This window comes from Baekduia sp. (assembly GCF_035318805.1).
Lineage (GTDB): Bacteria > Actinomycetota > Thermoleophilia > Solirubrobacterales > Solirubrobacteraceae > Baekduia.
The window spans coordinates 46,989-60,615 of the sequence record NZ_DATHDY010000097.1; the positions used below are offsets into that span (position 1 = coordinate 46,989).

Consider the following 13,627-nt stretch of genomic DNA (forward strand, 5'->3'; position numbering starts at 1 on the left):
CGGGCAGGCCCGTCACTCCACGCGGACGTGCGGCAGCCGCGCGGGACCGAGGATGACGCCGACCTCGTCACCGGGACGGACGATGTTGCCCGGGTTGACGAAGATCATGAACGAGCTGACGCCGGGCTTGGCCGAGCCGTGCGGCAGGTGGCCCATCAGCAGGCCCTCGATCGGCGTGCCGGTCGGCTCGTACACGATGGCCGGGGGCGTCCCTGCGTCGTGCAGGAGCGCCGCCTTGCCCGGGTCGACCACCTCGTAGCGCACGTCGAGCAGCCCTCCCCCGCCGGTCACGTGGACCCGCACGTCGCGGACGCCGCTGCGGTCCGCCAGCCCCTCCACGGTGACGGCCATCGGCAGCGGATGGCCCTGCGCGCCGTGGGCTCCGTCTCCCGACGTGAAGGCCAGCAGCGCGCCGGCCGCGGCCGCCGCCCCGACGGCGACCCCGGTGGCCCGGACGGCCAGCCGACGGCGGTTCCGGGCCACCGGGACGCTCATGGCACGACCCGCACGAAGGTCAGCATGCCGCCCGGGTCGTGCGCGGGATCGCCGATCGCACCGTTGGTGAGGTGCAGCTGGCGGTCGTAGACGGCGAACCGGTCGCCGGCCGACGCCCCCGACGGGATCGCGACGATGCCGTCCGCGGTCGCGCCGGCCGCGAAGGTCTCGGCGACCACCGAGAACGGGCTGTCCAAGGCGTAGGCGTCGCGCGCCACCAGGCGCGTGTCGAGCCCGAGCATCGTCATCGTCACGTGCTCGAGGCCGGCGTTGACGTAGCGCAGCAGCAGCCGCTGGCCGGCCCGCGCGTCCACCGTGTCAGTGTCCGGGTGCGCCTTGCCGTTGATGAGCCAGTAGGTCGGATGCCACTGGAGCATGTTGTAGGTGTCGGGGTTGGCGCTGCCGTTGAGCGCCGGATCGATCTCGCTGAGCACGAGCGTCTGCTCGGCGTCGAAGGCGCTGGCCGCGGTGTCGTAGGCCTGCCCCGCCGTCGCCGAGCGGACGACCAGCGCGCCGGCGAGGCCCATCGCCTGCTGGCGCCCGCCGCCGCCGGAGCTGGCGTACAGGTACGTGCCGGGGACCGCCGTGAACGTGCGCGACACCGTGTCGCCGGGGGCCGCGTCGGTGGGACCGGCGTCGAAGTCGACGCCGGGGGCCTCGAGCGCGATCGTCCGTCCGCCGGGCAGCGCGTTGGTCACGCGCAGCGTCACGGTGTCTCCCGCGCCGACGGTGAGCTGGGGCCCCGGCGTCGTGGCGACCACCGCCGCGTCGCCGCACGCGACGCCGTCGGGCTTGAGGGCGAAGCCCCAGATCGGGACCGATGCCCCGCCGGGCAGGGTCGTCGTGCCGGACTTCGCGCACAGGTCGATCGACTGGACCGTCGGCGCGGACGGCGCTGAGCGCGGAAGGGCGATCGCCGCGATCGTCAGCGCGGCCGTGAGGACGACGATCCCGCGGGTGCGCTGGTCAGCCAAGGCTCGCATCGTCGGCTCCTTCGACCCGCTCATGGCGCGTCGTAGACGAGGTTCATGGAGGTCCCGCTCGAGCTGAAGCTCACGGCGGGTCCCGAGCAGGCGATGCGGACGCGGACCTGCCCCGCACTCGCTCCCGTGCCGCGGAAGTCCGATTGCGGGGCAGGCGGGCTGAGATTCGCGATCGACACGTCCGAAGCGCCGACCGCCCGCGTGTCGAGCTGGACCCAGGCGCTGGTCGCCCACCGCCAGATGGCGACGGTCTGGGTGCAGCTCGACGAGCTCCTGCCCTTGTAGGACACCTTCAGGTTCTGGAAGCCCGCGGGCACGCCGGTGAAGCCCGCGTACCACTCGGTGCGGCGTGGCGCCACGGTGGTCGAGTTGACCTCGTAGTACGTCGCGGGGCTGTCGTCGGTGGCCAGGCTGGCGTACGTGCCGCCCTTCAGGCTTCCGGTGACGATCTTCGTGGACGCCGGCACCGCCATGCAGCCCGCGGGCGGATCGACCCGCAGCAGCGTGGCGAGGCCGCCGAAGCCCGCGTCGAAGTTGGTGAACTCGTTCAGCGCGTGGCTGTGCCACGGGAAGTAGTGCTCGCCGCAGACGTTCTGGGAGCGCACGGTCGCCGGCAGCGTGCCCTTGTACCCCAGGTACGGGCTCCCGCTGTACCAGGTGTCGCCGTCCTTGAACGCGAGGTTGTTGTAGCCGGGGATCGTGACCGGCAGCGGGTTGGTCGGCGAGTACTTGTCCTGGTCGGTCCACGAGAACAGCATGTCGGTCGTGGACCCCGCGGGCACGGTCTCCCCGAAGTGCTCGGAGGAGGCGTCGCCGCCGCTCGGGGTGAGGAAGCGGCGGCCGTCCTGGGCGATCATCCGCAGGTGGTTGCCGTGGGGGTGGAACGGATGGTTCAGCAGCCCGGCATTGACCATGCGGATGAGCGCCGGTCGCGGGTTGGAGGTCGCGTCGTAGGGCTTGACCCGGACGAGCGCGCCGTACGGCTGCGCAGGCAGCCACGGCACGCCGTTGTCCTGGATCGTGTCGGGGAACGACCGCCCGTTGATCGTGAAGTAGCGGTTGTGCAGCTTGGTGATGTCGTACGTGGCGCCGGTTTCGACCGCGTTGTGCAGGTCGGGATCGATCTCCGACATCATGATGAGGTACTCGCGCTGCGGGCTGAACTCGGTGTCGGCGCTGCCGTAGGCCCAGTCGGGGTGGCCGGACGGCCGCACGACGAGCACGCCGGCGAGGCCCATCTCGACCTGCTTGGCCGGGTCGGTGCCGCTCTCGTACAGATAGGTCCCGGGGCGGTCGGCCGTGAACGAGTACTGCACCTGGCCGCCGGGCGGCGCCTGGCGGGCGAGCAGGCCGGGATCGCCGCCACCGGTGGACACCGGCCGCTGCCCGGGGAAGACGATCGAGACCGGCTCGGCGAGCGCGTTGTGCAGCGTGACCGTGACGGTGTCGCCCTCGTTGACGCACAGCACGGGGCCGGGCATCTGGAAGGCCCCGCCCGTCCGGGCGTAGCCCCACATGAACACGCTGTTGCCGTCGGGGGTCTCGACGTAGCCGCTGCGTGCGGTCAGGTCGAAGCTCGTGCCGTTCTGGCAGACCATCCCGGTCGGTGCCGCGACGGCGGTGCCGGCGCCGCCCAGCGCGCAGGCGCCGGCGATCAACGCGATCAGCAACAGGGCTCGCGGCCGTCTGCTCGACATGGTCTGTGTCCTAGGCATAGGTCTCGTTGGGCGTCGTCTGAGCGGGCAGCGCGTTCTGGTGGACGCGCACCTCGGTCGCCATGCCACCGAGGCCCGCGCCACCGGCGTTGGTCAGCTTCTTGGCGTCGCGATTCTTGAAGAGATAGGTGTTGTACGGGCCTCGCGAGCCGGTGCCGCCCGGGCGGTCGGAGCTGTAGGCCGGCGCCGTGAACAGCACGTCGCGCGCCTCGCCGGGACCGATGTACAGCGTGTTGGTCCGGTAGGAGAGGTCTGCCCCGCTGAGGGCGTTGCGCAGCAGCGTGGCGTCCTGGCCGATGACCTTCATGCCGATCCCCGGCAGCTGCAGCGCGTGCTGCTCGTAGCCGAGGTTTGCGAGCCGCAGCAGCACCTTGTCGCCGGCGTTGCACTGCACCAGCGACGAGATCGGCTGGTTGGGGAGCGACGGATCGTCGTTGGGCAGCAGCGTCTGGGGATAGACCCGCCCGTTGAGGGTCCAGTAGTCCGGGTCGTAGTCGGTCCAGATCGTCTCCTGGATCTGCTCGCCGTTGTCGTGCGGCGCGGTCCAGATCTCGTCGATGAGGATCGCGAACTCGCGGTCGAACGCCGTCGAGGCGTGGTTGTAGGCGAACCGGTCGCCCATGCTCGGCCGCACGAGGACGATGCCCTGCATGCCCATCTGGACGTGCTCGACGTCCTCGAAGTGGCAGTGGTACATGTACGTGCCGGCGTCGTGCGGGCGGTAGAAGTAGGTGAACTGCCGCTGCAGCGGCACCGCCACCGACACCTCCGGCACGCCGTCGGTCAGCGCGGGCGGCGTGCGGAACCCATGCCAGTGCACGGTGTGGGAGTCGGCCAGGTCGGGCCGGCCGACCAGCCCGAGGTTGGTGAGCCGCAGGCTGATGTCGGTGTCCTGGCGGAAGGCCAGGATCGGCGCGGGCGTCTGGGCCTTGCCCTTGTAGGTGTTGGTGAGCGTGCTCACCGAGGCGCTGAACGGGACCGGCACGAACCCGAAGATGTAGACCGGCGCGTCGCCCGGGCGGTTGGGCAGGATCATGTGCCCGTCGGTCGCCCCCAGGGCGGTGTCGACCTTCGGGTTGGGCAGCGCCTCGCCGCGCGTGGCGGCCAGCAGCGCCCCTCCCGTGGCGACACCGGCCGCCCCCAGCCCGGTGGCCTGCAGGAACTCGCGTCGGGTCGTCGGGCTCATCGCGGCACCTCGTCTGCGCCGATGTCGAACGGTGTGAGCAGCCGCAGGCTGCGGAATTGGGGCCGGGACTGGCCGTCGAAGTCGATCGTCGGCGCGAACACCGAGCTGCCGTTGGGCACCGCGGGGAAGTTCGAGTACGCCGCCCCGCGGTCGATCGCCGGCGAGCCGTTCTGCAGGTGGTAGTTGCCACCGAGGCCGACGGGCGGCTCGAACCCGGTGATCGTCACGGAGGCCATCTGCGGATCGGCGCGCGCGCTGACGACCGACAGCACCAGGTCGAACGGCGTGATGAACAGCGGGTCCTGGCCGATGATGTTGCCCTGCCCCGCGGCACCGGCCGTCAGCAGCGAGTACCGCGGCGAGAAGCTGCCCGTGGTGCCCGCGACGCCGAAGTCCAGGAAGCCACGGGAGACCAGCGTCGCGTCGACCGCATGGCTGCTCAGCGTGAACGCCTCGTTCTGCCAGAAGATGTTGTTGAACAGGGCGACCGGGTCCGAGAACCGCTTCGCGGTGGCCGGCAGCGTCGCCTGCCAGAGGTCGGAGTTCTTGTGGGACACGAGCCCGGCCGCGTGCGGCTCGTCGTCGGTCCCCTGCACCGAGGACGACGTCACGTTGTTGGCGACCGTGTTGTTGACGATCGACACGTTGGACGAGTCGTCGAGCACCAGGCCGCCGCCGTAGTCCGCGGCGTGGTTGTCGGTGATCATGTTGTTGCGGATGTTGATCCGCGCGCCGTGGGCGTTCATGACGAAGAGGCCGCCGCCGTCGTCACCGGAGTTGTTGGCCTGGATGAGGTTGCGGTCGACGTCGACCGTGCCGGTGCCGGCGCCGAGCACGTCCTGGCCGTTGACGGGCTGGGGCGTCTCCTGGGAGATCGTGATGCCCGCACCGGAGTCGAACGCCTCGTTGTAGTAGATGCGGTTGTCGTGGATCCGCCCGTTGGGGCTGAGGCCCCAGTGCGAGATCCCGGCGCCGTACTCCACGCCGTAGTTGGAGCACACGACGTTGTTGGCGATCTCGTAGTTGTTGGAGCCCGTGAAGATCCCGATGCCGCCCGCGCGAGCGAGCCCGCCGCTGCCGACGATCCGGTCGCGACCGATCGTGACGTTGGTGTTGTTGGCGTCGTAGTAGGGCTGGCCGACGGCGATCGCGCCGGCGAACACGCCACCGTCGCTCTCCAGGACGTCGTTGGTGATCTGCACGTTGCGGGCGAAGGCCTGCAGCTGGATGCCACCGGCTCCCTGGCCGCGCCCGGTCGTGATGCCCAGGCCGTCGATGCGTGCCGCGTTGTTGCCGGTGCCGCTGTAGGAGGTGTTGGTCTTCGCGACGACGGTGATGTCGGCGCCCTCGAGGACCGGGTGGTCGGCGTCGACCCCGGCGAACGGGGCCAGCGCCGCCACGCGGCTGGTCCAGTAGGCGCGGTCGTCCTCGAAGTAGCGGCCGTCGACGACCGTGCCCTTGACGTTGAAGCGAGGGTCGTCGGCCGGCCGGTTGGCGGGCTCGGCGTCACCCACGATGCCGCCGGGGCCGAGGCCCTGCAGCTTCAGCGGCTTGTGCAGGATCACGTTCTCGCGGTAGACCCCGGGCTGGAGGACCAGAAGGCTTCCGGCGGCCGTCGAGGGCGCGTCGATCGCGAGCTGGATCGCGTGCGGCGTGCTCGGCGGCGCGACGGTGACGACCGCCGGGTTGTACCCGCTGCCGAGCACGTGGAAGGTGATCCCGTTGGGCGACACGATGCCGTTGGCCCCGCGGATCAGCAGCTGCCGCGGGCCGGCCGGCAGGGCCGGGACCTGGATCACGATCTGCCGGTTGCTCCAGCTGACGATCCCGCCGTTGCCGGTCGTCAGCGTCGTGTTGTCCAGCAGCACCGCGCCGGCAGCGGCGCCGAGGAAGTCGCCCTGGATGGTGATCCGGCGGGCGGTGCCCGAGTCGCTGGTCCGCACGTACGGCTTGGACACCTCCAGCAGCTCGGGCGTGTCGGTGGGCAGCTGGCACCCGTTGGCGGCGATCGGCAGCACCGGGGTGTCGAGCTGCGTCGTCTGTCCCGGCCAGATGGAGTCGACGATGCGGTTGGTCTGGAAGTTGGGGTCGTAGCTCGGGTTGGGATGGTCCCGGTCGCCCGGATCGTTGACCACGAACGTGTACATGCCGGGGCACGGCCCCTGTGGGATCGGGCAGTTGAGGGTCTCGGTCGACGGCAGCACCGCCTCGTAGATGCCGTTCTCGTCGGTCTCGACCGTCGTCAGCAGCCGGTGCTTGTAGTCGCGGATGCCGACGGGGACGTGGCCGACCGGCGCGGGCTCGCCGTACCAGAGCGCCTTCTCGTCGCGCTCGAAGGTGAGGTTGTTGCTGGCCAGGCCGATGACGCGACCGGGGATCTGGACGTCGGTCCCGGTCGTCTGGTTGGTCATCAGGGTGAAGTCGGCGTTGGCGTTCTGCTGCGCGTTGAGCTGCACCAGGCGCTTGTCGCACAGGGGCCGGGTCGTCCCCCCGTAGGGCCCGCGCGGGTTGGTGTCCACCGCGGGCACCACGTGGTCGTCGCCGGTGCACGCGGGCGGCGGGATGGCCGGCTCGTACTGTGCGCCGAGGTCGACGTTGACGTCCTCCTCGGCGACGATCTTGTACAGGTCGTGGCCGTGGCCGTCGTCGGGCATCAGGACGTGGGTGATGTACTGGCCGGGGACCAGCGGCTGCGGGTCGCCGTCGTCGCCGCAGACGGTGTCGCCGTTGGCGGCGAAGTGGTCGAACCCGCCGCGCGACTCGGGGCAGTAGGCGGCGAAGGCGTAGCCGCCGTCGAACCCACCGTCCTTGGTCTCGTTGGCCAGCGCGGGGATCTCCAGGCAGCGCGGCGCGATGAACGGGTTCAGGCCGGTGACGGGTGCGCCGAGGCTGTCGCGCAGGTCGCAGTCGGTCGGCGCGGTCCACTTGTCGCTCGAGTAGCGGTTGAGGATCGGGTCGTCTGCGGTGTTGGGCCTGCCGTCCGCGCCGAGGCCCTCGAGCTGCACGGTCACGTCCGGGACGCCCGGCTCGTAGTCCTCGTGCGCCTGGAAGCGCGCGTCGAACTCGTTGCGGGTCGTGCCCCAGTAGGTCACGCCGACGATCTGGCCCGGCACGCCCTGCGGGTAGGGCTCCTTGGCCCAGTCGACCTCCGAGCGATGGCCCTCGACCACGAACTGGTTGGTCAGCAGCCCGCCGCCGAGCTCCGACGGGACCCGTTCGACGTGACTGGGGTCGTACTCGTCGTGCAGCGAGGCGCCGTTGGTCTGGAACCGCGCGAAGCCGACCTCGCCGATGAAGAACTTGCCGACGTTGCCGCCCTCGGTGGTCGGGTACTCGTAGCGGCCGAAGGCGTCGGTGAAGACGGTCTCCTTGATCGAGCCGTCGCGCCAGCGCTGGTCGAGATCGGTGTTCGGGATGCCCGACTCGCCTTCGTCGCGCACGCCGTTGCCGTTGTCGTCGCGGAAGACGTCGCCCGACAGCCAGCCGAACCAGCGGGCGACGCCCACGTCGCCGAGGTCGACCTGCTGCCCGGCGCTGACCGTGACGGTCAGCAGCCGCATGATGTAGGTCAACTGCTCGTCCCAGATGGCCACGACGTAGGTGCCGGGCGGGACGTTGGGGATGGCGAAGTTGCCGTCGGAGTCTCCGCGGGCCATGTAGACCTGCTCGTCGCTGGCCGTGTCGCTCAGCGCGACGTAGGGGTTCTCGACCGGTTCCCGCGTGACGAGCGTGTCGAACGGCGGATAGCCGACCCAGTTGCGCGCCGTGCCGCTGATCGTCGCGGTCGAGCTCCCGGTGAACTCCTTGGGATGGACGAAGCCGAACGTGCTGCCCGTCCGCTGGCTGGGCGGGACGAAGAGCTGCAGCCCGGGCAGGCCCTCGGGACCGCCGGTGCCGGCACCGCCCTCCTCGGCGCCGACCGTCACGCCGAAGCCGCCGAAGAACGTGGACGTCTGGATCCAGTCGCTGCCGTCGGGCGGCGTGACGTACGCGGTGTAGGTCGCGGGCGCCAGGTTGCTGATCGTCACCGCGCCGTCGGCGTCGGTCACGCAGTCGCCTCCGCAGAGCGGTTCGTTGTTGTAGTCGACGCTGACCTGCGAGTTGGTGCTCTCGGTCAGCGTGACGTGGAACCCGGCCAGGCCCTCCTCGCCCTCGTCGGGCTGGCTGTTGGTGAAGTGGTCGTCCTGGTAGACGAACACCTTCAACTTGCCGAGGGGCAGCGCTCCGCCGCGGAGGGCGACCGTGAGCGTTCCGGCGTCGCGCGGGAGCGTGATGTGTCGACCCCACATCTTGTGGTCGGGCGCGCGCACGGTGACGAGGTACCGGCCGGCGGGCAGGTCCACCGTCGGGCGGTCCTGGTCGCCCTGGGCGACGAGCGGGCTGTTGCTCTCCGTCGGCGCCATGCTCGGCCGCAGCAGCGGGTTGGGATCGCGCGGGTCGCGAGCGTTGTCGGCGTTGACGATGTAGGTGAAGTTGGGCAGGGCGGCGTTGGACGCCACGTCGCGGGCGGCGACCGTGACGGTCGCGGCGCCGGCATAGGCGGGCGGCACGAGCAGCGCGAGCGCCGTCACCCCCAGCGCCGCGAGGAGTGCGCGGCGACGCGGTCGTGACCTCCGGGCACTCGGAGCGACGTCCTTCTCGTCGCTTCCCCGGAATCCACTCGCCAGCTCGGTCATCACGTTCCCTTCGACCGTCTTTCCGTAGCGCGCTTCAGTGCGCCAGCCGAACGCCGCTATTCATTGCGGGCCGCGGACCGCCGGCGGCCGGCGATGGCAGATGTGTCAGCGAACTGTCATCCGGCTGTCATCCGGCCTGTGCGAAGGACTGCACGAAGGTGTGCGTGAACTACCCATGCGCGCGGTGCCGGGAGGGGTGCAGGGTGCGTCCATGAGTCGTGTCCTCGTCATCGACGACGAGCCGAGGATCGTCAGCTTCGTCCGGCGCGCGCTGGGGGCGGACGGCATCGCGGCCGACGGCGTCACGAGCGGCGCGCGGGGCCTCGAGCTGGCGCTCACCGGGATGTATGAGCTGGTGATCCTGGATCTGCTCATGCCGGGGATGGATGGCACATCGGTGCTGACCCAGACGATGGCCCGCCGCCCTCAGCAGTCGGTCGTGGTGCTGTCCGCGCTCACCGACGTCGAGACGAAGGTCCGCTGCTTCGGCATCGGGGCCACCGACTACATCGGCAAGCCGTTCGCGCTGGCCGAGCTGCTGGCCCGCGTGCGCGCGCGGCTGCGCCCGAACGGCTCGGTCGGCGGCGAGGCCCTGCTGACCGCCGGCGGCCTGCGGATGGACGTACGCCGGCGGACGGCCGACGCGGGCGCCGGACCGGTGAGCATCTCAGACCGTGAGTTCCTGCTCCTGCAACACCTCATGAGCCATGCCGGCGACGTGTGCACGCGCGAGGAGATCCTGGCCGACGTCTGGGGCTGCTCGTTCGATCCGGCGACCAACGTGGTGGACGTGTACGTCGGTCGCCTGCGGTCCAAGCTGGGCGCCTACGCCGTCGAGACCGTGCGCAACGTCGGCTACTGCGTGCATGCGTAAGGGACCGTGGCCCGAGCTGCTCTGGGCGGTGTTCGCGCTGGCGAACATCGCGGTCATCGTGATGTTCCCCGACGGCGCCACGGTCCCGTTCCACAACATCTGGGTCAGCCTGACGCTGCTCTACGGATTCCGCCTGTGGTCGCTGGGCGCCACGGTCCCGATCCTCGCCGCGGTGTGCCTGGGCACCGGCATGGCCATGACGGTGACGGTGCTCACCAACGGGCTGGCGGTCGGCGAGCTCGCCGAGGTGCCGATGATGGCGGCGATGTTCGTGGCGATGGTCTGGCACGCCCGGCGGCATCAGGGCGCGCTCGAGGCGCTGAGGCGCTCGTCCGCGCGCGAGCGCGAGTTCATCCGCGATGCCTCCCACCAGCTGCGCACGCCCATCACCGTCGCCCGCGGCCACGCCGAGCTCGTGCGCGGCGGCGCCACCGATCCACAGAGCGTCGACGACGCAGACGTCGTGATCGACGAGCTCGACCGCCTGTCGCGGATCTCGGATCGGCTGCTCATCCTCGCGACCGCCGAGCACCGGGGCTTCGTCCGCTCCTCCGTCGACCTCGGCCAGGTCGTCGAGACGACGGCGCGCCGCTGGCCGCCGGCGGCCGACCGCGACTGGCGCGTCGACATCGTCACCGGCGGCCACGTGTCGGGCGACGCCGAGCGGCTGAGCGCCGCACTGGACGCGATGATCGAGAACGCGGTCAAGGCCACCGTGCCCGGCGACCCGATCGCCGTGGTGCTGCGCGCAGACGGCGACGAGGCGGTCCTCGAGGTCATCGACTCCGGGATCGGGATCGCCGACGCGCACCTGGACCGCGTCTTCGACCGCTTCTGGAGCTCGCCGCACGCCGCTCAGGGCGGCGGCGGCGGCACGGGCCTCGGCCTGGCCGCGGTCAAGGCGATCGCCGAAGCCCACGGCGGCTCGGCCGAGGCACAGCCGACGCCGGCCGGAGGAGCGACCGTGCGGATGCGGCTGAGCGGGTTCGTGCCGGCGGCGGCGATGCAGCCCCCGCCCTTGTCGCTCGTGCTGCCCGACGTCGCGCTGTAGAGCGCGCCGTCCTCGGTCAGGGCGGCCGGTGCCGTCGGGGCGGCGAACCAGCCGGAGGTGGTGACGTCAGCGGTCCCGGGCGCCGAGCTTGCCCAGGACGTTCGAGACGTGGGGCGTGAGCTCGGGGAAGGCGCCGTCTTCGGCGTCGGCTCCCGGCACGGCGTCGAGCCGCGCTGCGCCTCAGCCGGCCAGCACGTCGTGCACGAACCGGACGGCCAGCGCGCCGTCGCCGACCGCGCCGGCCACGCGGTTCGAGGCTCCGGCGCGCACGTCGCCGGCCGCGAACACGCCTGGGCGGACGGTCTCGAGGAGATGCGGCTCGCGGTCTGCCAGCGGCCAGCAGAGGTGCCCGTCGCAGGTCGCCGCACCGGTGCCGCACAGCAGGTAGCCGGCGGCGTCGAGCGCGAGCATCCCCGTCGCGGCCTCGGTGCACGGATCCGCCCCGATCATCACGAACACGGCCGTCGCCGCCACCCGCTCGACGGTGCCGTCCCGGCGGTTTCGCAGGCTCACGGACTCCACCGTCGCGGAGCCGTGCACCGCCGTGACCTCCGTCTCGGTGAGGACCTCGATGCGCGTCGAGCGCTCGAGGCGATCGACGAGGTACTGCGACATCGTCGACTTCAGCGCCTGACCGCGGACCACCACGCGCACGCTGCGCGCACGCGACCCGAGGTGCACCGCCGCCTGCCCCGCCGAGTTGCCGCCCCCGACGACGATCACGTCCTCCCCGCGGCACCGCTCCGCATCCGTCGCCATCGCCGCGTGGTACACGCCGGCGCCGCGGAAGCGGTCCACGTCCTGCGCCTCAAGCTCCCGCCAGCGGGCGCCCGTCGCCATCACGACCGAGCGCGCGAGCACGTGCTGGCCGTCGTCGAGGTCCACGCGCACGAGGCCCTCCGGCCCGTCGGCCAGCTCGACTGCACGGTGAAAGCTCGACAGCACCGCGTCGAAGCGCCGTGCCTGCAGCGTCGCCTTGCGCGTCAGCTCCGTCCCGGAGATGCCGGCCGGGAATCCCAGGTAGTTCTCGATCCGCGTGCTGGTCCCGGCCTGGCCGCCGGGCGCCCAAGCCTCGGCCACCAGCGTCCGCAACCCCTCCGAGCCGCCGTAGACCGCGGCGGCGAGCCCGGCCGGCCCGGCGCCGAGCACGACGAGGTCGAAGCGCTCTCCGTCCACCTCGGCGCGCAGGCCCAGCGACCGCGCGACCTGCGCGGCGGACGGGTTGCGCATCACGTTGGTGGCGTGCACGAGGACCGGCGTCTCCGAGCGCGGGATGTCGAGCCACTCGAGCAGCTCGGCGCTCTCCTCGTCGGTGTCGACGTCGTACCACCGCACCGGCAGCAGGTTGCGCTCGAGGAGGTCGCGCACCTCGAACGCCCGCCGGGAGCCGCGCGCGGCGATGAGGCGCATGACGCCCTGGCCCTCGGCCTCGTGCCACGCCCGCCGCGCCAGGAGCGTGCGGAAGATGTGCTCGCCGAGCTCCGGCCAGCGCGCGACCATGTCACGCAGCCCGTGCTGGTCGAACACGATGACGTCGGTCGGCTCGATCGCCACGCAGGCGCTGATCGTCGGCTCGCCGGTGAACGCGGCGATGTCGCCGATGAAGGTGCGGCTGTCGGCCTCCGCGACGTAGACGTCCTTGCCGGGCTTGCGGTCGACGAGCTCGACGCGCCCGCGCTCGATGGCGTAGAACGGCGCGTCGCGGACGGCATGCTCGTAGAGCACCTCGCCGGGCTGGAACGTCCGCCGCTCGCCGCGCTCGGCCAGCCACGCCAGCTTGCTGTCCGAGAGCCGCGGGAAGAGCACCTCGTCGTCGAGGTCCGGAAACCGCTCGCTGCGCACCACGCGCGTCGTCGCCACCCCCGGAAGGCTACTCCGGTGCAACGGAGGCGTAACGTAGGCCGAGCGCTCATGGGACTCTATGGCGAGCACGTCCTCCCGCGGATCATCGACGTCGCGTGCGGGATCAAGGCGACCGACCCGCTACGTCAGCGCGTCTGCGACGGCCTCGCGGGCGACGTGGTCGAGATCGGCTTCGGCTCGGGGCTCAACGTCCCGTTCTACCCGGCGGCCGTCACCGGCGTTGCGGCGGTCGAGCCGGCCGACGTCGGCTGGAAGCTCGCCCGCGCGCGCATCGAGGCGACGAGCGTCCCCGTCCGGCGTTCCGGCCTCGACGGCCAGTCGCTGCCCTTCGAGGACGACCGCTTCGACGCCGCCCTGTCGACGTGGACGCTGTGCACGATCCCGGACGTCGCCGCCGCGCTGCGCGAGGTGCGGCGGGTCCTCAAGCCCGGCGGGACCTTGCATTTCGTCGAGCACGGACTCGCCCCCGACGAGCAGGTGCGTCGCTGGCAGCGCCGCGTCGAGCCGTTGCAGAAGCGGCTCTTCGGCGGTTGTCACCTCACCCGCCCGATCGTGGACCTCGTGACCGCGGCGGGCTTCACGATCACCGAGCTGGACGTCTTCTACGAGGACGGCGCGCCCAAGTTCGTGGGCGCTGCCTCCCTCGGCACCGCCGTGCCTCGCTGACCCGCGCCCCAGCGCGTCAGTGCTGACCAGCCAGGACCGTTGATCGTTTTACGTCGGGGTCCCAGCTCGGCGGTCCCCGCCAGATCTTCCGGCAGCGCGGCCGGCCACCGCGCCAGAC

9 protein-coding genes are annotated in these 13,627 nt (G+C 71.5%); 3 read left to right on the forward strand and 6 right to left on the reverse strand.

All coding sequences use genetic code 11. The features are described 5' to 3' along the window. Window positions 1–12: 12 nt before the first annotated feature. From VK501_RS20250 to VK501_RS20270, 5 genes are read right to left on the reverse strand one after another with little or no spacing between them, the layout of a single operon-like run. Window positions 13–495, reverse strand: coding sequence for a hypothetical protein (locus VK501_RS20250; protein WP_324340590.1), 483 nt, complete (start codon window positions 493–495; stop codon window positions 13–15). After that, window positions 492–1,469, reverse strand: a complete 978-nt coding sequence (locus VK501_RS20255) for a multicopper oxidase domain-containing protein (RefSeq protein WP_324340592.1) — start codon at window positions 1,467–1,469, stop codon at window positions 492–494. Before VK501_RS20255 ends, VK501_RS20250 begins: the two co-directional genes overlap by 4 nt. Before the next feature lie 29 nt (window positions 1,470–1,498). Next, window positions 1,499–3,175: a multicopper oxidase domain-containing protein gene (locus VK501_RS20260; protein ID WP_324340594.1), complete on the reverse strand. Its 1,677-nt coding sequence runs from the start codon at window positions 3,173–3,175 to the stop codon at window positions 1,499–1,501. Window positions 3,176–3,185: 10 nt separating this feature from the next. Next, entirely contained in the window at window positions 3,186–4,379 is a 1,194-nt protein-coding gene (locus VK501_RS20265; RefSeq protein ID WP_324340596.1) for a multicopper oxidase domain-containing protein, read from the reverse strand. After that, window positions 4,376–9,055, reverse strand: a complete 4,680-nt coding sequence (locus VK501_RS20270) for a hypothetical protein (RefSeq protein ID WP_324340597.1) — start codon at window positions 9,053–9,055, stop codon at window positions 4,376–4,378. Before VK501_RS20270 ends, VK501_RS20265 begins: the two co-directional genes overlap by 4 nt. Window positions 9,056–9,266: 211 nt before the next feature. On the opposite strand from VK501_RS20270, the gene VK501_RS20275 reads away from it, so the two are divergent. After that, window positions 9,267–9,929 (forward strand): response regulator transcription factor, encoded by a 663-nt coding sequence (locus tag VK501_RS20275; RefSeq protein WP_324340599.1) that lies wholly within the window; start codon window positions 9,267–9,269, stop codon window positions 9,927–9,929. Then, window positions 9,922–10,980, forward strand: a complete 1,059-nt coding sequence (locus VK501_RS20280; RefSeq protein ID WP_324340601.1) for a HAMP domain-containing sensor histidine kinase — start codon at window positions 9,922–9,924, stop codon at window positions 10,978–10,980. The genes VK501_RS20275 and VK501_RS20280 overlap by 8 nt, the downstream gene beginning before the upstream one ends. Window positions 10,981–11,160: 180 nt before the next feature. Here the strand turns inward: VK501_RS20280 and VK501_RS20285 are convergent, their stop codons facing one another. Beyond that, window positions 11,161–12,840 carry an FAD-dependent oxidoreductase gene (locus VK501_RS20285; RefSeq protein ID WP_324340603.1) on the reverse strand — a complete coding sequence of 560 codons (1,680 nt, stop codon included), beginning with the start codon at window positions 12,838–12,840 and terminating at the stop codon, window positions 11,161–11,163. Window positions 12,841–12,891: 51 nt separating this feature from the next. On the opposite strand from VK501_RS20285, the gene VK501_RS20290 reads away from it, so the two are divergent. Beyond that, window positions 12,892–13,509 carry a class I SAM-dependent methyltransferase gene (locus tag VK501_RS20290; protein ID WP_324340605.1) on the forward strand — a complete coding sequence of 206 codons (618 nt, stop codon included), beginning with the start codon at window positions 12,892–12,894 and terminating at the stop codon, window positions 13,507–13,509. Window positions 13,510–13,627: the final 118 nt, after the last annotated feature.